General features: G+C 66.6%; 21 protein-coding genes. 6 read left to right on the top strand and 15 right to left on the bottom strand.

The genetic code is table 11. The features are described 5' to 3' along the window. The first annotated feature begins 196 nt into the window (after positions 1–196). From KHO22_RS24170 to KHO22_RS24160, 3 genes are all read left to right on the top strand, one after another. Positions 197–2,326, top strand: a complete 2,130-nt coding sequence (locus tag KHO22_RS24170) for a TonB-dependent siderophore receptor (RefSeq protein WP_211949719.1) — start codon at positions 197–199, stop codon at positions 2,324–2,326. A 214-nt stretch (positions 2,327–2,540) separates the two neighbouring features. After that, positions 2,541–2,957: a cupin domain-containing protein gene (locus KHO22_RS24165; RefSeq protein ID WP_211949718.1), complete on the top strand. Its 417-nt coding sequence runs from the start codon at positions 2,541–2,543 to the stop codon at positions 2,955–2,957. Between the two features lie 11 nt (positions 2,958–2,968). Further along, positions 2,969–3,325, top strand: a complete 357-nt coding sequence (locus KHO22_RS24160) for a hypothetical protein (RefSeq protein WP_211949717.1) — start codon at positions 2,969–2,971, stop codon at positions 3,323–3,325. A 27-nt stretch (positions 3,326–3,352) separates the two neighbouring features. Here KHO22_RS24160 and KHO22_RS24155 read toward each other — a convergent pair whose 3' ends face one another. Continuing rightward, positions 3,353–4,174 (bottom strand): alpha/beta fold hydrolase, encoded by an 822-nt coding sequence (locus KHO22_RS24155; protein WP_211949716.1) that lies wholly within the window; start codon positions 4,172–4,174, stop codon positions 3,353–3,355. Between the two features lie 450 nt (positions 4,175–4,624). On the opposite strand from KHO22_RS24155, the gene trhA reads away from it, so the two are divergent. Next, entirely contained in the window at positions 4,625–5,242 is a 618-nt protein-coding gene (trhA, locus tag KHO22_RS24150; RefSeq protein WP_211949715.1) for a PAQR family membrane homeostasis protein TrhA, read from the top strand. Between the two features lie 897 nt (positions 5,243–6,139). Then, the gene (locus KHO22_RS24145; RefSeq protein ID WP_211949714.1) at positions 6,140–6,553 is read left to right on the top strand and encodes a glycine zipper family protein; all 414 of its coding nucleotides are present in this window, start codon (positions 6,140–6,142) and stop codon (positions 6,551–6,553) included. Between the two features lie 45 nt (positions 6,554–6,598). Here KHO22_RS24145 and KHO22_RS24140 read toward each other — a convergent pair whose 3' ends face one another. The 6 genes from KHO22_RS24140 to KHO22_RS24115 all read right to left on the bottom strand — a co-directional run bounded on the left by KHO22_RS24140 (position 6,599) and on the right by KHO22_RS24115 (position 12,188). Beyond that, on the bottom strand, positions 6,599–8,197 hold the full coding sequence (locus KHO22_RS24140) for a sulfite reductase subunit alpha (protein WP_211949713.1): 1,599 nt from the start codon (positions 8,195–8,197) through the stop codon (positions 6,599–6,601). Continuing rightward, positions 8,194–9,201, bottom strand: a complete 1,008-nt coding sequence (locus KHO22_RS24135) for an FAD:protein FMN transferase (RefSeq protein WP_211949712.1) — start codon at positions 9,199–9,201, stop codon at positions 8,194–8,196. Before KHO22_RS24135 ends, KHO22_RS24140 begins: the two co-directional genes overlap by 4 nt. A 33-nt stretch (positions 9,202–9,234) precedes the next feature. Then, a complete protein-coding gene (locus KHO22_RS24130; protein WP_211949711.1) occupies positions 9,235–10,059 on the bottom strand; it encodes a DUF4198 domain-containing protein in 825 nt (274 codons plus the stop codon). Between the two features lie 27 nt (positions 10,060–10,086). Further along, positions 10,087–10,605 (bottom strand): DUF2271 domain-containing protein, encoded by a 519-nt coding sequence (locus KHO22_RS24125; protein ID WP_211949710.1) that lies wholly within the window; start codon positions 10,603–10,605, stop codon positions 10,087–10,089. 57 nt (positions 10,606–10,662) lie between these two features. Continuing rightward, positions 10,663–11,319, bottom strand: coding sequence for a PepSY-associated TM helix domain-containing protein (locus KHO22_RS24120; RefSeq protein ID WP_211949709.1), 657 nt, complete (start codon positions 11,317–11,319; stop codon positions 10,663–10,665). Positions 11,320–11,516: 197 nt separating this feature from the next. Continuing rightward, positions 11,517–12,188 carry an alpha/beta hydrolase gene (locus KHO22_RS24115; RefSeq protein WP_211949708.1) on the bottom strand — a complete coding sequence of 224 codons (672 nt, stop codon included), beginning with the start codon at positions 12,186–12,188 and terminating at the stop codon, positions 11,517–11,519. 242 nt (positions 12,189–12,430) lie between these two features. Here KHO22_RS24115 and KHO22_RS24110 point away from each other — a divergent pair, with 242 nt between their 5' ends. Then, entirely contained in the window at positions 12,431–13,324 is an 894-nt protein-coding gene (locus KHO22_RS24110; RefSeq protein ID WP_211949707.1) for a LysR substrate-binding domain-containing protein, read from the top strand. 26 nt (positions 13,325–13,350) lie between these two features. On the opposite strand, the gene mhpD is transcribed toward KHO22_RS24110, so the two are convergent. The 8 genes from mhpD to KHO22_RS24070 all read right to left on the bottom strand — a co-directional run bounded on the left by mhpD (position 13,351) and on the right by KHO22_RS24070 (position 19,211). Then, the gene (gene mhpD / locus KHO22_RS24105; protein WP_211949706.1) at positions 13,351–14,145 is read right to left on the bottom strand and encodes a 2-keto-4-pentenoate hydratase; all 795 of its coding nucleotides are present in this window, start codon (positions 14,143–14,145) and stop codon (positions 13,351–13,353) included. A gap of 8 nt (positions 14,146–14,153) precedes the next feature. Continuing rightward, positions 14,154–14,447, bottom strand: a complete 294-nt coding sequence (locus KHO22_RS24100; protein WP_211949705.1) for a YciI family protein — start codon at positions 14,445–14,447, stop codon at positions 14,154–14,156. A 7-nt stretch (positions 14,448–14,454) separates the two neighbouring features. Next, positions 14,455–16,347 (bottom strand): TRAP transporter large permease, encoded by a 1,893-nt coding sequence (locus KHO22_RS24095; RefSeq protein WP_420839651.1) that lies wholly within the window; start codon positions 16,345–16,347, stop codon positions 14,455–14,457. A gap of 24 nt (positions 16,348–16,371) precedes the next feature. Next, positions 16,372–16,893 carry a PPC domain-containing DNA-binding protein gene (locus KHO22_RS24090; protein WP_211949704.1) on the bottom strand — a complete coding sequence of 174 codons (522 nt, stop codon included), beginning with the start codon at positions 16,891–16,893 and terminating at the stop codon, positions 16,372–16,374. A gap of 90 nt (positions 16,894–16,983) precedes the next feature. Beyond that, positions 16,984–18,021 (bottom strand): TRAP transporter substrate-binding protein, encoded by a 1,038-nt coding sequence (locus KHO22_RS24085; protein WP_211949703.1) that lies wholly within the window; start codon positions 18,019–18,021, stop codon positions 16,984–16,986. A gap of 93 nt (positions 18,022–18,114) precedes the next feature. Next, a complete protein-coding gene (locus KHO22_RS24080) occupies positions 18,115–18,447 on the bottom strand; it encodes a hypothetical protein (RefSeq protein ID WP_211949702.1) in 333 nt (110 codons plus the stop codon). A 23-nt stretch (positions 18,448–18,470) separates the two neighbouring features. Then, the gene (locus KHO22_RS24075; RefSeq protein ID WP_211949701.1) at positions 18,471–18,788 is read right to left on the bottom strand and encodes a hypothetical protein; all 318 of its coding nucleotides are present in this window, start codon (positions 18,786–18,788) and stop codon (positions 18,471–18,473) included. 237 nt (positions 18,789–19,025) lie between these two features. Beyond that, complete coding sequence (locus KHO22_RS24070; RefSeq protein ID WP_211949700.1) at positions 19,026–19,211, bottom strand: hypothetical protein; 186 nt, start codon at positions 19,209–19,211, stop codon at positions 19,026–19,028. Positions 19,212–19,663: the final 452 nt, after the last annotated feature.

Genomic DNA, 19,663 nt, shown 5'->3' with positions numbered 1-19,663 from the left:
CCTCCAGGCAAAAACAGCGCATGCGGCACATGACCCGTTGTTGCGGCCTTGAGTAAGCCCCTTTTCCCTTGACGCATGACCCGTAGGGTAGGCATTATTCGCATCTTACGTAATGCGAATCACTCGCATTTGTATTGACATTATCGTCTGATCCATGCGCTGCCTGCCCTCCCCTGTCCGAACCAGTCCCTCCTCAATGCCCCGTCGCCACCAGCTTGCCGCGCTGGCCCAGCTTGCCGTCCTGACAGGCTTTCCCGTCGGCACGGCCCTGGCACAGGATGGGGCGCCGGCCACCGGCAGTGCCCAGTCGCTGCCGACCGTGACGGTCAGCGCCGCCGCGGTCGACGACGCCGGGCTGCAGCTCGACAGGAAGGCAAGCACCGGTGCGCTCGGCTCGCGCGCGCAGCTCGATACACCGTACTCCACCACCATCGTCACCGGCGAGGACCTGGCCGACCGCCAGGTCAGCAAGCTCGGCGACGTGTTCGCGATGGACGCGTCCGTCACCGACAACAGCAATGGCTACAACAGCTGGTCCAGCTACCTGTCCGTGCGCGGCCTGCAGATCGACTGGCAGAACGGCTACAAGATCAACGGCCTGCCGTTCATCGCCTACGGCATCACGCTGCCGTACGAGCACATGGAACAGGTGGAACTGCTCAAGGGCTTGCCGGGCTTCATGTACGGCTTTGCCACGCCGGGCGGCATCGTCAACTATGTCACCAAAAAGCCGACCGAGACCTTCACCGCCGCGTTCGAGCTCGGCTATCGCGCCGCCAATGTCTGGAGCGAACACGTCGACCTCGGTGGCCGCGCGGGCCCGGACAATATGTTCGGCTACCGGCTCAACTACACGCATGAGGAAGGCACGCCGTACAACGCACGCAACATCAACCGCGACACCGTCTCGCTGGGCCTCGATGCGCGCCTGACCAGGGACCTGACCTGGACCTTTGACTCGATCTACCAGGACCGCCGCTCGACCGGCCAGATGCCATCGTTCAGCTTGTGGTCCTACGGCGACACCGCACTGCCCGCCAACGTGTCCGGGCGTATCGGCAATTTCGCCGGCAACGACCAGCACCTGAACACCACCCTGCAGCTCTACACCACGGGACTGCGCTACCAGATCAACCCCGACTGGGCAGTCAGCACCAACTACAGCTTCAACAAGGTCAACCGCAGCCGCAACGAGAGCACCTACAACCTACTGAACCAGGCCGGCGACTACAACGACCAGCGCTATGACACCGCGCAGAACCAGCAGGTGGGCCAGTGGCAGGCGATGCTCGAGGGCAGGTTCCGCACCGGCCAGTTCGGCCACCAGGTCGTCGCGGGCCTCTCGTGGCAAAAGCAGATCGACCGCTACGACAACAACGGCTTTGGCGGCCAGATCGGCACCGGCAATCTCTACGCGCCGAACACCAATACCTACTTCAGCTCGACGGCGTTCAACAAGGTGCGCAACAGCGACATCACGCAGAAATCGGCTTTCGCCAGCGACACCGTACAGCTCACCGAACGCTGGTCGGTGCTGGCGGGCTTGCGGGTGACCAATTTCGAGCAGAACGGGTACGTGCCCGTGACTTCCAGCTACACGAAGAACGGCGTGATCACGCCGACCCTGGCGCTGATGTTCAAGCCGGTGCCGGCCGCCACGGTCTACGCCAGCTACGTGGAAGCACTGGAGCCCGGCTCGATCGTGCCGGACGGCTTTACCAACGCGCGCCAGCTGCTCAGCCCGATCCGCAGCAAGCAGTACGAACTTGGCGTCAAGGCTGACCAGCAGAAGTGGAGCGCCACCGCCGCGCTGTTCCGCATCGAGCGCGGCGCGGAGTACGACAGCGTCAGCGGCGGCGTGCCGACGCGCCGGCAGGATGGCACCTCGATCTACCAGGGCGTGGAGCTGGCCGGCGTGTACCGTCTGGGCCCGCAGTGGGAATTCGGCGGCAGCGCGATGGTTCTCGACACCTACTATGACAAGGGCAATCCGAACGCCGACAACCGCGTGGCGGGCGCGCCGAACCTGGTGCTGGCCGGCCGCGTGAGCTACCGCGTACCGTTCGTGCCGGGCCTGCGCATTGGCGTCGATGGCAAATACACCGGCAACATCAAGGTCAACGCCACCAATACGCTGCAGGCGGGGGGCTATACGGTGTTCAACCTCGGGGCTACCTACAGCACGCGCCTGGCGGGCAAGGATGTGACGCTGCGGGCGGCGTTGAACAACCTGACGAACAGGCAGTATTGGGGGTTCCAGTACGAGAACTATCTGCAGCCGGGAGATCCGCGGAGCGTAAGTCTGACGGCGCGGGTGGCGTTTTGACAGGAGTGATCGGGTAGCCAGCGGATCTTATCGGCCGTCCGCCGACGAAAGTTAACGGCCTCTTGTCGCCCGGACCAAAAGTGACTCGCCGGCTACGCCGGCGAATCAATCGCGCGTCCAGCACCCGAACACAAAACTCCCCGATCCCCCACTTCCGGCAGACTAGACTGGTTACCGTAACGACGGGGCCACCGCCCCATGCCGGAGGCGCCCGATGCCTGACCCCGCAACTCCCACCGCCCATCATTCCACGCTGGCATTCGGCCGCCTTTATGCCGACGAATCCGGCGAATCGCATTTCGGCGCGCTGTCGACGGAAATGTCGGAGCGCAACTTCGCACCACCCGCCCCACCGTTCTGGGTATCGCCGATGACGCCCGCTCTGCGCCAGGGCTTCCTGGTGGTGCCAACCGGCTGGGTGGGCAATCTGCATCCATCCCCGCTCAGGATGTGGATGTTCATGCTGGACGGCGAAATGGAATTCGAAGCCTCCGACGGCGAGCGCCGTTCGCTGGTCGCCGGCAGCGCGCTGCTACTGGAGGACACGACAGGCAAAGGCCACCGCAGCCGCGTGATAGGCGGCCTGGTCGCAACACTGGCTGTAGTGGAACTGCCCGCGACGCAACCATAAGCCTGCCGGACATGGCCCCGCCAGATATCCCGCCCCGGAACGCCGAGCCGCAGATGGTGCCCGCGGGCTATCGCCAGGGCATCATCACGGCCATCACCGTGCTGCTGGGTTTCTCCCTCGCCTTCTGGCGCTTCTGGGGCTTCGAGAGTCCCGGGCACTGGAGCGCGCGCTCGCTTTTTGCCGCGCTGTCACTGGTCTGCGCGGTGGTATTGCAGATCATCGCGCTGTTCCGCGCATTGCGCATCGAGGACGATGCCGTTGCCGAATACCGGCAGACCGTGCGCTGGTTCATCGCGTCGGCGGTTGCCCTGCTGGTCGGCCTCGCGATTGCGATGCTGGACGCCGCGCTCGGCGCGCCGGCGGACTGAGCGCCGCCGGCAAACCCCGATGCAACGTCACTGCTTCAGGAAGTCGAGCAGGTCAGCGTTCACCTGGTCCGCATTGACCGTGCACATGCCATGCGACGCGCCCGGATAGATCTTGAGCGTGGCGTTCCTGACGATCTTCGCGGTCAACCTGGCTGACGCATCGATCGGCACGATCTGATCGTCATCCCCGTGCAGCACGAGCGTGGGCACATCGATCTTCTTCAGGTCCTCGGTATAGTCCACTTCCGAAAACTGCCGGATGCATTCGTACTGGCCCAGCACGCCACCTGCCATGCCCTGGCGCCAGAACTCCTGGATCACGCCTGGCGAGGGCTTGGCGCCCGAGCGGTTGTAGCCGTAGAACGGCGTGGCCAGGTCGAGATAGAACTGCGAGCGGTTGTCCACCACGCCCTTGCGGATGCCGTCGAATACCTCCAGCGGCAGCCCGCCCGGATTGGCGTCGGTCTTCAGCATCAATGGCGGCACGGCGCCGATCAGCACCGCCTGCGCCACGCGCGCGGTGCCATGCCGGCCGATGTAGTGCGCCACCTCGCCGCCGCCGGTCGAGTGTCCCACCATGGTGGCGTCCTTGACATCGAGCTTGTCCAGCAGCGTCGCGAGGTCGTCGGCATAGGTGTCCATCTCATTGCCGGCCGAGGTCTGCGTCGAGCGTCCGTGGCTGCGGCGGTCATGCGCAATCACGCGAAAGCCTTTCTGCACGAGAAAGAGCATCTGCGGATCCCAGGCATCCGCGGTGAGCGGCCAGCCGTGTGAGAACACCACGGGGCGGCCTTTGCCCCAGTCCTTGTAGAAAATTTGCGTGCCGTCCCTGGTGGTCACGTTGCTCATGATCGACGCTCCTCGTGAATGGCAGCCGCGCAAGGCAGCGCGGCAAGATGGGGCTGGCAGGGGCGACACAAGGCTGATTGCGCCCGTGCATGACGACGTCCCGCTCGCGGAGAACGCTTCATGTAAGGCGATAGGACAGCGAATTGCAAGGCAGTCCCGAAGGCGCCAGGCGATGCGCCATTGCGGCGCAGCCCGCCATCATGCACGTCATGCCTGCAACGACACTTGACGCGCGTCATGCATCGCCAGCAACGGCGTACGCAACGCTCGGGGAACGAATGCCTTCACAGAGGGAGATGCCGCGACAGCGTCGCCGCGCAGCAACGAAGCCATGACTCGCGTCAGGGCCTTGCGGAGGAAAGCTGCCGCCGCCGTGCGAAAATACGGCTTCGTGCATCCGCGGTTGCACCGCGGATTGCGCACCGACTGAGTTTCTCCGGAGGACGGCGCATGTATCGCGGCGAACGATTCAACGGTTACAGCCACCTGGCCGGTGCCATCCTGGCGGCCGCCGGCATGGCGGTGCTGGTGACATCCTCGGCCCTCAACCACGACGCGTGGAAGGTGGTCAGTTCAGTGGTCTACGGCACCACGCTGGTTCTGCTCTACACCATCTCCACGCTGTACCACAGCCTGCGCGGCCCGGCCAAGGACGTGTTCCAGCGGCTGGATCATTGCGCCATCTATCTGCTGATTGCGGGCAGCTATACGCCGTTCGCACTGGTCACGCTGCGCGGGCCATGGGGGTGGGCACTGTTCGGCATCAACTGGGGGCTCGCCGTCATCGGCATCGTGCAGGAGCTCTGGATCGGGCGGCGGACGCGGGTGTTTTCCTTGTCGATCTATGTGGTGATGGGGTGGCTGGTGCTGATCGCGTTCCAGCCGCTGGCGGCTGCCCTGCCCGCGCCGGGGCTCTGGTGGCTGGTGGCCGGCGGGGCACTCTACACGGCGGGGATCGGGTTCTTCCTGTTTGACGAGAAGGTCCGGCACTTTCATGGCATCTGGCATTTGTTCGTGCTGGCGGGAAGTGGGTGCCAGTTCGTGAGTGTCCTTTGGTATGTGGGGTGATGGGGGAGCGATAACCTTCTACCGATTGATGCCGTCAACGACCGTAGCAATCCCCCTTTGGAGCGGGGACCCGTCCATACCATGACGATCGCGCAGTAGCCACGTGCGCTCATGGCATTGGCCAATTCGGTGGTCGTGCCGATTTCAGACGGGCGCAGGCCGCGCATCGCGGCGGAGACAAGCTCCGGAAGCATCATTCAAGATACTTTCTTCGCCCGTTGATTTCTCGCGTAAGCGTCACAGAGGATTGACGGGAATAAATCCGACCTCTCAGCCGTTTACACGATAGCGGCGCAGATCCCCTCAAACCAGGCGCCGCAGGGTCTGGGTAGCTGGATGAGATATCCAGGCGAACCGAACGCTACAAGGGGGGACGGTCCGACGCGGGTCTCCAAAGTGACCTGGCCGTCAGGCACCAAGGCAGGGACACATCATGAACGGGCGCGGGTTTTGCAAGATCACCCTGGCATTCGTAGCAGGGGCGGTGATGGCCGCCGGCGGTCCGGCGCTGGCCGGCAGTCGTGGCGGCGGCGGGGGCGGGGGTATGCACGGCGGCGGCATGCACGGCGGCGGCTTTCATGGCGGCGGCTTTCACGGTCACGATGGCTTTCATCATGGACATGGGCACGCGGTCTTCGTGGCAGGCGGCGGCTGGTGGGGCTGGCCGGGCTGGTGGGGATATCCATACGGTGGATGGCCATACCCCTATGCTTACCCCGCTTCTTACTACACGCCCCCAACGCAGTACATCGAGCAGGGCGATGGATCGGACGACGCGTCGGCGAACGCATGGTGGTACCACTGCGACCAGCCTAGCGGCTATTACCCATACGTCAAGGCCTGTCCGGGCGGCTGGCAAACGGTGCCGGCCCGGCCGTCGCAATAATGCCGATCCTGATGAAACCGCGCTCCGTTCCCCTGCTGATGGCGGCTGCGCTTATCGCGGGTGCGTGCGCGGCTGTGCCGTCGGGCCCCAGCGTGGTAGCACTGCCGGGCAGTCAGAAAACGCTCGACCAGTTTCTCGGTGATGACCACAACTGCCGCCAGTTCGCGCAGGGCCGAATCGGCGGCGCGAGTTCGCAAGGGGCGTCCAACGCGGCGGCGAGCAGTCCGGCGGCCGGTGCCGGCAATGTCAGTGACTCGGGATACGGTGCGCAGGACCAGTATGACGCCGCCTACATTCAGTGCATGTACGCCAGCGGACACCGGGTCCCGGTCTATGGCCAGATGCTTGCCGCGCCACCCGTGACGCCACCTGCCAATTACAAGCCCAACTCCCCGCCGCCGGCTCCGCCAGGAGCAGCCCACTGAGCGCTTTGGCGAATGAAGGCCCGGACATCCGTGCCCAGCAAGAACCTAATACACATCCCGCCGATAACGCCCCGACTCACCGAGCCGCCGCAACCCTTCTACTCCGAGCACCTCGGCAAGCGCCTCGTTGACGCCACCAGCCATCCCCTGCAGGCTGCCGCAGACATAGATCGCCGCGCCGGCATCCACCCATTCACGCAATGCCGACGCGCGCTCGCGCAATGCATCCTGCACGTAGCGCAAGGCATTGCCGTCGCGCGAATAGACCAGGTCAACCCGTTCCAGCACGCCATCGGCCTGCCAGCCGGCGAGTTCGTCAGCGAAGAAGTTGTCATGGCGCGCTGAACGCTCGCCAAAGAGCAGCCAGTTGCGATGCCGCCCGGCCAGCGCGCGAGCCTTCAGGTGGCCGCGCAGGCCGGCCAGGCCGGTGCCATTGCCGACGAGCACCAGAGGCCGCTCATCGACCGGCGGATGGAAGCTGCGATTGCTGCGGATACGCAACGCGACGCGCGCACCCACGGGCGCATGGCTGGTCAGCCACCCGGACGCCAAACCGAGCCGCCCATCGGCATGACGGGTCTGGCGCACCAGCAGTTCAAGTTGCCCATCCTGCGGCAGCGAGGCAATCGAATACTCGCGATGCGGCAGCGGCGACAGCGCGTCGACCAGCTGTTGCGGCGGCACGGCCCGCAGCGTGGCCAGGTGCACTTCCGGCAGCAACAAGCGCGTGGCGAGCGCTGCGGCCAGCGTCATCGCCTGGCCATCGCAGCGCACGGGCGTGGCACCGTCCATCGCCAGCTTGTCGAGCAAGTTGCCGATGTCCGCCGGACCATGGCAGGGACCGATCTCGGCGATGTCGCCGGGCTGCCAGTCCGGCACGGCGCCGTCCGGCCGGAGCACGAGGTGGAACGCCGGCGCGCCCTGGCTGCCGGGATTCAGGTGATGGCGCGCCGAAAGCTGCCAGTGGCCATAGCGCGGCCGCTCCCAGTCGGCGATCTCCGCGCCACCGCTGAGCGCGGACAGGTGGTTCTGCCAGTGGCGCAGCGCGCCGGCGTCGCCGGCGTCCACTTCGATCAGGTCGAACAGCGGCCGCGCATGGTGGCGCTGCAGCCAGTCGGACAGGATGTGGCCAAACGCGCAGAAGCGCGCGTAGCTGCTGTCGCCGAGTGCCAGCACGCCATAGCGAAGCTGTCGCAGTGCATCCTGGCCGCCGCTGGCCAGCAGGCGGCGCGCAAACCCCGAGGCGCAGTCGGGCGCGTCGCCCTCCCCGGTGGTGCTGACCACGAACAGCGCCTGCCGGAAGCTGGCCAGGCGGCGCGCGTCCAGATCGGCGAAGGAGAGCAGGTGCACCGGCATGCCGGCTCCCTGCAGCGCCGTGGCGGTCTGCATGGCCAGTTGCTCGGCGAAGCCGGTCTGGCTGGCGTAGGCCACCAGCGTGGCATCGTCCCGGTCCGTAACGCCGGCAAGCGCCGAGACGCGTGCGCGGCGACGGCGGTGATGATCGCGGTGGCGATCAAACACGGCGCCGCAGAAGCCCGCATAGGCGAGCAATACGCCGGCCGCCATGCCGGCGCGCGATGCGCTCAGCATGGCCAGGCAGACGCCGGCCACGGCGACCAGCCAGCCTATGACAAAGCGGTTCATGCCAGCATCGCGGCAAAGGCCGGGGAAAGATGTTCGTCAAAGCCGCCCGGCGTGCGCACCAGGAAGCGCGCCGCAATGCCATGCCGGCGCGCGTGCTCCACGCCGGCCTGCGGGCCGAGCACGGTCAGGGCCGTGGAAAGCGCATCGGCCATCATGCATTCGGCGTGCAACACCGTCACCGAAGCCAGCGCATGGCTGGCCGGATAACCGGTACGCGGGTCGATGGTGTGCGCATAGCGGCGGCCTTCACTATTGAAGAAGCGCCGGTAGTCGCCCGAGGTGGCGACGGACAGGCCGTGCAGCGCGACCAGCGTCTGTTCCTGCGTGGCGGGGCCGCCATCGGGCGGCGTTTCCAGCGCCACCCACCACGGCATGCCGTCCGGCTTGACGCCGTGGCCGCGCAGTTCGCCGCCGATCTCGGTCAGGTGGTGCGCCACGCCCCGGGCCTCCAGATATTGCGCGACAGCGTCCACCGCGAAGCCCTTGGCAATGGCGCAGAAGTCGAGCGACACGCCACCGGGCTGCAGCGCGCGGCCGCCGGCGGCATCCAGCTCGACGCGGTTCCAGCCGCATTGCAGCCGGGCCTGTGCGACCTCATCGGGCGCCGGCGGCGCACCGCGCCGCGGCGCGGGACCGAAGCCCCACAGGTCCACCAGCGGCCCGGCGCTGGGGTCGTAGGCACCGCCGCTGTCGCGCGCCACCTGCAGCGCGCAGGCGAGCACGCGCAGGCAGTCGGCCGGCAGCGCGACCCACGTGCCGGCGGCGGCGCGGTTGAACCGGCTCACGTCCGAGTCCGGCGCCCAGTTGCTCATCTGCGCGATCACGCCGTCAAGCACGGTGCGGATGCCTTGCTCCAGCACGCCGGCATCGGCCTGCAGCGGCAGCATGGCCACCACCGACCACGTGGTGCCCATGGTCTCGCCAGCCCAGCGCTGCGCGCGCGCCTGCGCGCCGGGTGGTACCGGCGGCGCGGACAGCGATAGCGGGATCAGAACGCGGTTCAAGTGGGCAAACCCTTCAGGCGGCTTTCTGGCGGCTTATTGCGGCAGCACTTCCACCGTCACCGCATAGGTGGCGCGGCGGGTCTTGGCGGCCTTGACCGAGGTCTTCTCGTCGCGAACCTCGGCTTCCATCCAGTACATGCCCGGGGCCGGCCACTTGACGCTGAACTTGCCGTCGGCGTCGGTGGTGGCGCTGAACTCCTGGAGCTGGTCGCGATAGCGGATGCCACCCGGCACCACGGCCACCTTCAGGTTGGACGCCGGCTTGCCGTCGAGCAACAGGCGGAAGCTGGCCGTGTCCCCCGCCACGAGGTCGTTCGGGTGCGTGATCGGGGCCAGTTCCAGGCCGCGGCCGCTGGCGGCCAGGCCTTTGCTGCTCGGCTTGCCGTTCGTGACGAAGGACTCCACGCGGCCTTCGGCCTGCGTGACCTGCAGGTCCTGCGCGTTAGCGGGTACTTCCTTCGCGAATGCCTCAGCCGTGCCGCGCCAGCGCCGGGTCTGGCCGTTTTCCTTGTAGCTCGCGAACAGGCCTTGGTTGAGCACCGCCACGCGGTAGGTGCCGGGCTGGGTCAGGTGCACGTCGAAGGTGCTGCGGTAGCGGCCGGTGGAGGCGTTCTCCGGCTTCAGGGCGCTGCCGTCCGGGCCGGTCACGACCAGGTTGTCCAGGCGCAGCGGCACGTGTTCGAAGTAGAACAGGTCATTGGAGACCGCGGCATCCACGGTCACCCAGGTGTCGTTGCCGGACAGCACGGTGGCCGAGGGCAGCAGCCACTGGCGGTGCGCATGGGCGGCCAGCGGGGCCAGCGTCGCCAGGGCCAGCACGGCCAGGCGGGTGGACAGGCGCGATTGGAAGGTCTTCATCGTCGGTCTCCGGTTGGAATCAGTGCATCAGGGCTTCAGTTCGACGGTCACGCCGCCCAGTTCATGCTCGCCCCTGGCGCGGGCGGTCTGGGCCGATTGCGGCGGCCAGGTGAACGGCACGCGCACCAGTTCGCGGCCACCCACTTCACGCGCCGCTTCGACCACGAGCTGGTAGTCGCCGGCCGGCAGCTTGCCCAGCGGCGCCTTGCCATCCGTGAAAGTGAGCGTGTGCTCGCCTGGTGCGCGCGTGGCCCCCGAAATGCCGTCGGCGGGCATCTGCGTGTCGCGCCCGGCCTTGCGCCACCACTGGCGCATGTCCTTGAGCCACTTGGTGCCTTCCTTGTTCTTGAGGTCGTACCAGAGCGCCAGCGTCGACACCGGGCTCTGGTCGGCGCGCTCCACCCAGACCGCGACATAGGGGCGGTGATACTCCGCCACGTTCAGTCGCGGAATATCCACCTTCACGTTCATGTCGGCCGCAAAGGCCGGGCCGGCCAGTGGGACGGCGGCCATGCCGGTGAGGGTGACGGAGAGCAGTCGGCGCATATCGGAGAACCTCGTCAGGAAGATGCAGGAAGATCGGTGCGGATCGGGTCGATCCGGTCAGTGGATGAACAGGATGGCCAGCAGCAGCGGCACCACCAGCCCCAGCCCCACCAGCGGCCACGTGGCCACGCGGCCGGCGGCATGCAGCTTGAGCAGGAACAGGCCGGTCACGCTGAAGACCAGGCAGGCCAGCGCGAATACATCCAGGAACAGGCTCCACGCGCGGCCGGTGTTGCGGCCCTTGTGCAGGTCGTTCAGGTAAGAGATGGCGCCACGCGTGGTCTTCTCGTACTGGGTCTCGCCGGTATCCAGTGCCAGGCTGACCCAGGCGTCGCCGCCCGGACGCGGCAGCGATACGTAGACTTCATCGGCGGACCATTCCGCCTCGCGTCCGCTGGCGTCGATACCCAGTTCGTGCGACAGCCAGTCGGCCAGCGCCGGCGGCACCGCGCTCCTGGCGTCGCGCCCGCTGCCCGAGGCAGCCGGCATGGCGGATTTCAGCGCCGAAAGCAGGCTGGCCGGCGCCGTGGCCTGGCGCGTCACCACGCTTGGCGAAGCCTCGATCCGGGCCGCATGGTTGAGCGTGAAGCCGGTCGCGGCGAACAGCAGCATCCCGATCAGGCAGATCGCGGAACTGATCCAGTGCCACTGATGGAGATGCTTGAGCCAGAAGGCACGTCGCTGCTGGCCGGACGCCGGCTCGGTTTCGGTCATTGCTATGGGCGGGCGGTGCAGGCCGCGGAGATGTTGTGACATTTTCGTCACAAATTAAATCGCAAGCAAAAAGGATAATCGTTCTCATTTGAAATCGCAACGAGACGACGCCCGCGACCGTTTACAGCCCGTTACAGCCAGTGACCGTTGGTGGTTGTTGCTGGGCGGCCGGTGCCGCCCTCGCCCGATGCGTCGGGTCAGTGGCTCGCTTCCGGCTGGGGAAGATGATCGAGGTAGCCGCCGACCACGCGCTCCAGCGCGCCGAGCTTTCCGGTGAAGAAGTGATTGGCGCCCGGCACCACCACGACCGGCAGGTCCTGTGGCCTGGCCCAGTCGAGCACGGCACCGAGGGGCACGCGTTCGTCCTTCTCGCCATGCACGACCAGCGTCGTCGATGGCACGGCCGGCGTTTCGTAGCTCCGGTGCCCGGGGATGGTTCCCCACGGCATGCCGGCGAGGATCAGGTGCGGGCACGGCAGCCCCTGGCCGCGCAGCACCTCCACCGTGCGCGCCATGACATAGGCACCGAACGAAAACCCTGCGAGGACCAGCGGCAGTCCGGGGTACTCCTGGCGGAGGGAGTGGATGACGCCCACCGTGTCGGTAGTCTCGCCGTCTCCGGCATCGTGCTCGCCCTCGGAGTCGCCCACGCCGCGGAAATTGGGCCGCACGGCGACATAGCCTCTTGCGGCCAGGGCCTTCGCCAGCACGTGCGGAACCTTGTGCGTGGCCGTGCCGCCCTGCAGCGGATGCGGGTGCCCGATGACGGCTATCCCGCGAGCCTCCGTGCGCGGCGTATCGACGATCAGCTCGATCCTGCCCGCCTCTCCCGCCACGAACATCTTTCCGGTCCCTGCCTGCAATGCCATTCCCTTCCTCACGAATTGCCACGTCTGTCTGTTGCTGCTGCCGGGCCACGCGACCCAGACGCGATGGTACAGGCTGCTGCCTGTCCCCGCTTCTCGCGCCACGCACGCGAAAAGCGCAGTGAAGCGACGTTGCACCACGGGCCCTTTCGCTACAATCGTCGCGACCGCGCGGCCACGGTCCATGGCATCAGCAGGTCTTCCGGTCCGCTCCCCGGACACGACTTCACAGACGCAGACAGGCGATGGACATCAAGCACCTACAACTGTTATCCGACATCGTCGAAGCCGGCAGTCTGAGCAAGGTCTGCGCGTCGCGTGGCATTGCGCAGTCCGCGCTCAGCAAGCACATTGCCGCGCTGGAGAGCGAGTTCGGCGCGAAGCTGTTCTACCGCACCGGGCGCGGCGTGGTCCTGACGGAGTTCGGGCAGTCCATCATGCCGCGCGTGAAAACCCTGCTCGGCGAATTCGAGCTGCTCAGGAACGATATCCGGGACCGGGCGGATGTCCCGAGCGGACCTGTCAGGCTCGCCCTGCAGGCATCGATCACGCAGCAGATCGTCGGCCCGCTGTTCCAGAGCGTGCGCGCGGATTTCCCGAAGATCGAGCTGCGCCTGATGGAAGGGTTCGCGGGCAATATCGAAGAGGCGCTGGCCAGCGGCCGCACCGACGTGGGCGTGTTCTCGCGCTATGGCGGGCGCATCCACAAGACCGACGAGCAACTCGCCACCGACGAGCTGTACCTGATCGCGCGGGCGGGCGATCCGAATGTGGCCAGGCCGAGTTGCCGGTTCGCCGATGCCGCGGCGCTGCCGCTGGTGCTGCCCGGCGCGCCTGACGGCTTCCACATGATGCTCTTGGACGAGGCGAAGAAGGCGGGCGTCCACCTGAACACCCAGATCGAAGTCGATTCGCTGACCGCCATGCGCGAGATCGTCGCGAACGGTGCCGCGTACACGATCCTGACGCGGCAGGCCGTGGCCGTCGAGATGCAGCTCGGGCGCATTGCCGTGAGCCGCATCACGGACCCCGTACTGACGCGCACGCTGGTGCTGGCCACCAGCACGCAGCGGCCGCTGACCTACGCCAGCCGGACCGTCATCGACCTGATCCGGAAGCTCACGCAGGCCAGGGGCTGAGCCGCAGCGTGGCGGCGTCGCCCTGATCAGTCCGATGCAAAGGCCGTGCGGACGACGCCGAGGCCTGCGATGGTGGTATCGATGACGTCGCCCGGCGCGACGGTCACCATGGGCCCGAGCGCGCCGGTCATGATGACGTCGCCTGCGTGCAGCGGACGGCCGACTTCGGCCATCTTGCGGGCCAGCCACAACGCGGCGTTGAGCGGATGGCCAAGGCAGGCCGCGCCCACGCCGAGCGAGACGACCTCGCCCTTGCGCTCCATGAGCATGCCGCAAGTGCGCAGGTCCACTTCCGACAGCTTCTTCGGCTGCGTCCCGAGTGCGTACAGCCCCGACGACGCGTTGTCCGCCACCGTGTCCAGCAGGCGGATGTCCCAGTCGCGGATGCGGCTGCCGACGATCTCGACGGCCGGCAGCACATAGCCAATGGCCGACATGAGCTGCGACAGCGTCACCTGTTCGTGCTTCAGGTCGCGCTCCAGCACCACGGCGACTTCGGCCTCGACCTTCGGCTGCAGCACGCGGCCCAGTGCCACCTCTTCATCGGGCGCGAGTTCCATGTCGGCGAACAGCATGCCGAAATCGGGCGCGTCGACGCCAAGCTGCAGCTGTACGGACTTCGAGGTCAGGCCGATCTTGCGGCCCGTCAGCCGCCGCCCGGCATCGAGGTAGTAAGCGGTGTTGATGTCCTGGACCGCATAGGCGCCTGCCACGCCCATGCGGGCCAGTGCTTCACGCACCGGCGCGATCGGCCGGCGCTCCCGCGCCGCGTCGCGCAGCGATGTGGCCAGTCCTTGCAGGATGGCGGTATCCATGGTCATGTGGTGTCTCACAGTGCAATGGTCAGGTTGTCGGTGCTCGCGAACACGAGCTTCCAGGGCTTCATGACGATGCCCTTGAACAGCGACGCTTGCGCGAACGGGTCGTTAGCCGCGAGCCTGGCGGCCTCGCTTTCATTGGCGGCCTCGTACACGAACAGGGCGCCGCTGCCGTCGGCGAACGGGCCGGCAATGACCAGCCGTCCACGTTGCAACAGGTCCTGCAGATAGGCGCGGTGGGCGGGCCGGAACTGCGCGATGCGCTCGGGCTCGTTGGCGTACTCGACGAAGGCTGCGAATTTCATGGGGCGGTCAGTGATGGAGGAAACCGGTGGAAATCCAGGGCACGGCCGCGACCACGACGGTGCCGATGAACAGGAAAGCCATATAGCGCCAGATATGGCGCACGCCCTCGCTCGGCTTCGTGCGGCTGATGGCGCAGGCGGCGTAGTAGCCGACCCCGAACGGCGGCGCGAACAGGCCGATGCCCATGGCCAGCACGACCACCATCGAATAGTGCACGTCGTGGATGCCAAGCTGGCGCGCGATCGGGAACAGCAGCGGTCCGAACAGGACGATGGCGGGAATGCCCTCGAGCACGCTGCCCAGCAGCACGAAGGCGATGATGGAGACCGCCATGAACGCGGGCGCCCCGCCGGGCAACTGCGCCATGGCCGCGGCCAGGTCGCCGGAGAAGCCGGACTGCGTGAGCGACCACGCCATGCCGGTGGCGGTGCCGATGATCAGCAGGATCGCGCCCGACAGCGCGGCCGTGTCCACCAGTGCCGGCCAGAGCTGCCGCAGGTCCAGCTTGCGGTACACCAGCAGGCCGACGATGAGCGCGTAGACGATGCCGATGGTGGAGACCTCGGTGGCCGTCGCCACGCCCTCCACCACCGCGGCCCGCACGACGAACGGGAGCGCCAGCGCGGGCAGCGCCACCACCAGGCTCTTGCCGATCATGGCCCGCGTGGCCCTCGCGCTGCACGCAGCCCCCGATTTGCGGGCCTGCCACCAGACCACGAGGCCGAGCACAAGCGCCAGGACGATGCCCGGCATCAGCCCGGCCGTGAACAGGTCGGCAATCGAAATGCCCGTGACGGACCCGATGGTGATCAGCACCAGGCTTGGCGGCACCGTCTCGGTCTGCGCGCCGGTGGCTGCGAGCAGCGCCACCATGTCGCCGTCATCGGCGCCGCGCTTCTTCATCTCCGGGAACAGCGCCGGCGCCACCGCCGCCATGTCCGCCGCCTTGGAGCCCGAGATGCCGGAGACCAGGTACATCGCGCCGATCAGCACATAGGACAGGCCACCGCGGATATGGCCGAGCAGGTTGGCCAGGAACTGCACCATGGCGCGCGCCATCGACGTCATCTCGATCAGCACGCCGAGGAACACGAACATCGGCACCGCGAGCAGGATCAGGTGCGACATGCCTTCGTCCATGCGGCCGATGACGACGATGGTCGGCGTGGACGTGGTCAGCGACAGGTAGCCGAACGTCGCCAGGCCGAACGAGAACGCGATGGGCACGCCGGTGAAGACCAGCAAGCCCACGATGCCGACGAAGAACACCAGCAGGTTGGCATTGCCCAGCCCTTGCAGCACGGGCTGCAGCATCACCAGGCCACCGACCACCGCGCCGCATGCCAGCAGCGCCAGCAGCGCCACGCGCAGGGTCGACGTGGCAAGCAGCCGCACCACGCTCATCAGCAGGATCAGCGCGATGCCAAGCGGCAGCGCGGCGGCGCGCCAGGCGTTGGAAATGTCCAGCGCCGGCATGGTCACCGCGGCTTCCTCGCTCGCGAATTCCCAGGCCGGATGCGCAACCAGGGTGAGCCACGTCAGCGCGGCCACGGTTGCCACGAGTTCGAACACGCCGCGCCACTTCGGTGTCGCCGCGTCGACGAGCGCCGTCATGCGCATGTGGCTGCCGCGCCGGAACGCCACCGCGGCGCCGAGCATGATGAGCCAGATGAACAGCAGCGAAGCCAGTTCATCGACCCACACCAGCGGCGTGTGCAGGACATAGCGGCTGAGCACGCCGCTGAACAGCACGCCGATCTCGGCCACCACGAGCAGCGCGGCCGGCACTTCGGACATCACGCCCAAAGCCTTGTCGGCGAGCCGCAGCAGGCGCGCGGGCTTGCCGTCCGGCAGCGCTCCGGCATGGGACTCCATGCGCGGGGCATTGATATCGACCATATGCGTGGACATGTCCCGCCTCCGTCATTGCTGCGGCAAGCCGAGTACATTGGCCTGGATTTCAGGATCGACGAACCGTTCCAGGCGCTGCGGGTAGACCGTGACCGTGATCTCGCACGAGCCGGTGCCAACGGTCAGTCCGAGCAGGTGGCCGCCGGCGCCCTGGAAGGTGCCATCGGTCACCGTGCCGTGCGCGTGGATCGAAGGCTTGCCCTCCTTCCATGCGATGGAGCCGGTCATATTGGCCATCTCGACATTGCGGTACGTCTTCGGGTCGAACTGCTTGCGGCCGAAGTCGTAGAAGCCGAACGTCGCCTCCGACATGAAGCCGATGCCGACGAAACTGGCGCTCGGGATCTTCTCCTCCCGCGCCAGTTGCTCCAGGTTCTGCAGCACGTTGTCGCCGTGCCGCAGCACCATCAGGTAGCCGGTCGGCGTCTTCATATACTTGCCTTTGGCCTCCTGCGCCGCGGCACTGTGCGTGCCCATGCAGGAAAGGGTAAGGCCCAGCGTGATTAGCGATGCCACGCGCGCGATGAATGCCATGATGTCTCCAGGATCTTGAGTGTGAGCGCCGCCATGGCGGTGGCGGAAGGCCACCGGCCAGCGGATGCCGATTGAGGAAGAGAGTCGCGGCTAGACCAGCTTGCCGGAATATTTTTCGAGCAGGGCCCAGGTCTCGGCCGGGAACTTCTTCTGCCAGTCGCGGTAGAAGCCGGCCTTGCTCAGGTAGTCGCGGAAGGCCTTCACGTCGGGCTGGTTGAAGACCATGCCGCGGCCCTTCAGTTCATCGCGCAGACGGGTATTGAGCGCATCCACGGCCTGGCGCTGTTTGACCGCATACGTGTCGAACGTGGTGGCGGCGAGCTGGCGCAGGTCCTCGGGCAACGCGTTCCATGTACGCAGGTTCGCGACCAGCCAGAAGCCGTCCCAGACGTGCGAGGTGAGAGAGCAGTACTTCTGCACTTCATAGAGCCGCTGCGTGCCCAGGATCGTGAGCGGGTTCTCCTGGCCGTCGACGATCTTCGTCTGCAGCGCGGTATAGGTTTCCGCCATGTTGATGCCAGCCGGCGCCGCACCGAAAGCCTTGAACATCGACGTCAGGGCCGGGCTCAGCGGCACGCGGATCTTGAAGCCGCTCAGGTCCTGCGGCGTGTTGATCTGCCGGTTGCTGCTGGTAACCTGGCGGAAGCCGTGGTCCCAGATCTTCGGCAGCGGCATCAGGTTGACCTTGGCGAACGCACCGCGGATATGCGCGCCGAGTTCGCCGTCCATGGCCTTCCAGACGTGCTCGTAGCCTGGGAACGCGAAGCCGATGCCGCTGACAGACGCCGCCGGCACCAGCGTGCCCCAGATCAGGCCGGCGGTACTGACGAGGTCGATGGCGCCCGAGCGCACCTGCGACACCATGTCGGTGTCGCTGCCGAGCTGGCTGTTCGGAAACACGCGGATGTTCAGCCGGCCGCTGGAGGCGCGCGCAATCTCGGCCGCGGCGGCGGTCAGGTTGACGGTGGTCGGGTGGGTAGCGTCCAGCGCGATACCGAGCTTGTAGTTGAAGGTCTGCCCCGCCGCGCGCGCCGGGGTGCCGATCATCAGGCCAGAGGCGGCAGAGGCCGCCGCCAGGGCAATACCCTGCTTGAGCGCCAGGCGGCGCCCGCTGTTGATACCGCTCATTGTTTGTCTCCTGCGGTCTGGTCTTGTAGTGTGCCGCGCTGTCGCGCGGCGGCGGCCGCCGGGGCCGCCCGTGGCACGTGGTGCCCGCCTTGCCTATGCCGCCTTCAGCTGCCGGCCGCTGAGGTATTTCGAGAAGCTGCGCGCGCCGTCCCAGTCCTGGATCAGGGTCAGGCGGCGCTTCAGGAACAGCCCGTCGGCTACGCGCTCGGCAAAGGCCTCGAAGGTCTCGGTCGGGTCGTCGATCTCGAACACGAAGCAGACCTTCGCCTCCTCGTTGGACAGCCACGGCCCGGCCAGCAGCTTCAGGTCGCCGGGAAGGTTGTGCGGGCGCACGCCGTTGCGCAGGTTTCCGAGGAAGTCCACGACCCCCTGCATGGTCTTGGGCGACATATCGCGCAGCCACACTTCATTGAAAAACTTCGGCATGTTCGTTCTCCTTGTTGTCGGGGTCAGGCGCTTGCCACGCGGTCGGTATAGGCCTTCATCTGGTCCCAGCCAGACAGCAGCGTCAGCTTGCGCCGCGCGAACAGGCCGCTGACCACGCGCTCGGCGTAGGCATCGAACATCGTCGACGGGTCGTCGATCTCGAAGATGAACATCACCTTGGCCTCCTCGGCCGACAGCCAGGGGCCGGCGATCATGCGCAGGTCGGGCGGGAGGTTGTCGGGCTTGGTGCCGACGCTCAGGTTGCCGAAGAAGGTCACGGCCTCTTCGATCAGTCCGGGCTTGATGTCGCCAAGCCAGACTTCGTTAAGGAACAAGGGCATGGATGTCTCCTGGTCTACGTTCTCGCCGCGAGTGGGAGGGTGCGGCGCGATGACCGAAGCATATGAAAACGCGTGACCGCGTCCTATGCACAAAGCGAGATATCAGCCTTTCCTGACGAAGGGATCGTTGTCGGTGCAAGTCGCTCGCATGCCATACGCGTGCGTGGCCGCGACCTGCCGGGGAACGGTGTGTTGGATGGGACGGCGCCCGGCAACATGCATCGGGCGCCACATGGGCTACGCAAAGTCTGCGTAGCGGTCCGGATCATCGGGCATCGTCCACTTGGTGAACTCCGCCGGGGGCTGCGGTGCGTCGGGCGCATGTTGCGCGGTGGCCTGCGCGACCTGCGCGGCCAGCGTGGCCCCGGGAACGTCGATGACTTCTTCGCCATCGTCCGACCAGCACCTGAGTTTGACCGACATGGTCCCTCCTGCAGGTGATTCCGGACCCAGCTTCACGGTGCGAAGCTGGGTCCGAAGCGCCAAATTTTGACAATAGGGCAGTTTCTTTACGATTTGCTGACACGCATGGCGGCAGCGGTACATCGCATCGCGAACCAAGGCCCGGCCCCTGGTTTTGTAGAGACCGCTACAGCATTGAAGACGAGCCTGTAGGGCTCCTATCATCGGACCATGAACGCCCGCCAAGACTCCCGGACCCTGCTGATCGCGAACCTGGCTTCGGGCGCAACGGCCCGCATGCGGATCCGGCGTGCCGTCCGCGCGCCCGGTTGCGCCACCCTGCGCGACACTCCCCGGCTCCGCCGTTAGGGCAACGCTGAACAAGCCTCTGAATTGACGCTTGGCCGGTTGATCAAAGGGTATTTCGCTGGGGAAGCGACTGTTATTCGCGTCTTCCTGCCCTTGCGGGCTAT

Origin of the sequence: Cupriavidus yeoncheonensis, from assembly GCF_905397275.1 — a bacterium.
GTDB classification, from domain to species: Bacteria; Pseudomonadota; Gammaproteobacteria; order Burkholderiales; family Burkholderiaceae; genus Cupriavidus; species Cupriavidus yeoncheonensis.
The sequence above is the reverse complement of the archived record's forward strand: the minus strand, read 5'-3'. Positions and strand labels throughout refer to the sequence as shown.

Excerpts from the sequence above, each read along its gene's own strand:
- KHO22_RS24170 (WP_211949719.1), top strand. The coding sequence starts at position 197 with ATGCCCCGTCGCCACCAGCTTGCCGCGCTGGCCCAGCTTGCCGTCCTG.
- KHO22_RS24165 (WP_211949718.1), top strand. The coding sequence starts at position 2,541 with ATGCCTGACCCCGCAACTCCCACCGCCCATCATTCCACGCTGGCATTC.
- KHO22_RS24160 (WP_211949717.1), top strand. The coding sequence starts at position 2,969 with ATGGCCCCGCCAGATATCCCGCCCCGGAACGCCGAGCCGCAGATGGTG.
- KHO22_RS24155 (WP_211949716.1), bottom strand. The coding sequence starts at position 4,174 with ATGAGCAACGTGACCACCAGGGACGGCACGCAAATTTTCTACAAGGAC.
- trhA (WP_211949715.1), top strand. The coding sequence starts at position 4,625 with ATGTATCGCGGCGAACGATTCAACGGTTACAGCCACCTGGCCGGTGCC.
- KHO22_RS24145 (WP_211949714.1), top strand. The coding sequence starts at position 6,140 with ATGAAACCGCGCTCCGTTCCCCTGCTGATGGCGGCTGCGCTTATCGCG.
- KHO22_RS24140 (WP_211949713.1), bottom strand. The coding sequence starts at position 8,197 with ATGAACCGCTTTGTCATAGGCTGGCTGGTCGCCGTGGCCGGCGTCTGC.
- KHO22_RS24130 (WP_211949711.1), bottom strand. The coding sequence starts at position 10,059 with ATGAAGACCTTCCAATCGCGCCTGTCCACCCGCCTGGCCGTGCTGGCC.
- KHO22_RS24125 (WP_211949710.1), bottom strand. The coding sequence starts at position 10,605 with ATGCGCCGACTGCTCTCCGTCACCCTCACCGGCATGGCCGCCGTCCCA.
- KHO22_RS24120 (WP_211949709.1), bottom strand. The coding sequence starts at position 11,319 with ATGACCGAAACCGAGCCGGCGTCCGGCCAGCAGCGACGTGCCTTCTGG.
- KHO22_RS24115 (WP_211949708.1), bottom strand. The coding sequence starts at position 12,188 with ATGGCATTGCAGGCAGGGACCGGAAAGATGTTCGTGGCGGGAGAGGCG.
- KHO22_RS24110 (WP_211949707.1), top strand. The coding sequence starts at position 12,431 with ATGGACATCAAGCACCTACAACTGTTATCCGACATCGTCGAAGCCGGC.
- mhpD (WP_211949706.1), bottom strand. The coding sequence starts at position 14,145 with ATGACCATGGATACCGCCATCCTGCAAGGACTGGCCACATCGCTGCGC.
- KHO22_RS24100 (WP_211949705.1), bottom strand. The coding sequence starts at position 14,447 with ATGAAATTCGCAGCCTTCGTCGAGTACGCCAACGAGCCCGAGCGCATC.
- KHO22_RS24095 (WP_420839651.1), bottom strand. The coding sequence starts at position 16,347 with ATGGTCGATATCAATGCCCCGCGCATGGAGTCCCATGCCGGAGCGCTG.
- KHO22_RS24090 (WP_211949704.1), bottom strand. The coding sequence starts at position 16,893 with ATGGCATTCATCGCGCGCGTGGCATCGCTAATCACGCTGGGCCTTACC.
- KHO22_RS24085 (WP_211949703.1), bottom strand. The coding sequence starts at position 18,021 with ATGAGCGGTATCAACAGCGGGCGCCGCCTGGCGCTCAAGCAGGGTATT.
- KHO22_RS24080 (WP_211949702.1), bottom strand. The coding sequence starts at position 18,447 with ATGCCGAAGTTTTTCAATGAAGTGTGGCTGCGCGATATGTCGCCCAAG.
- KHO22_RS24075 (WP_211949701.1), bottom strand. The coding sequence starts at position 18,788 with ATGCCCTTGTTCCTTAACGAAGTCTGGCTTGGCGACATCAAGCCCGGA.
- KHO22_RS24070 (WP_211949700.1), bottom strand. The coding sequence starts at position 19,211 with ATGTCGGTCAAACTCAGGTGCTGGTCGGACGATGGCGAAGAAGTCATC.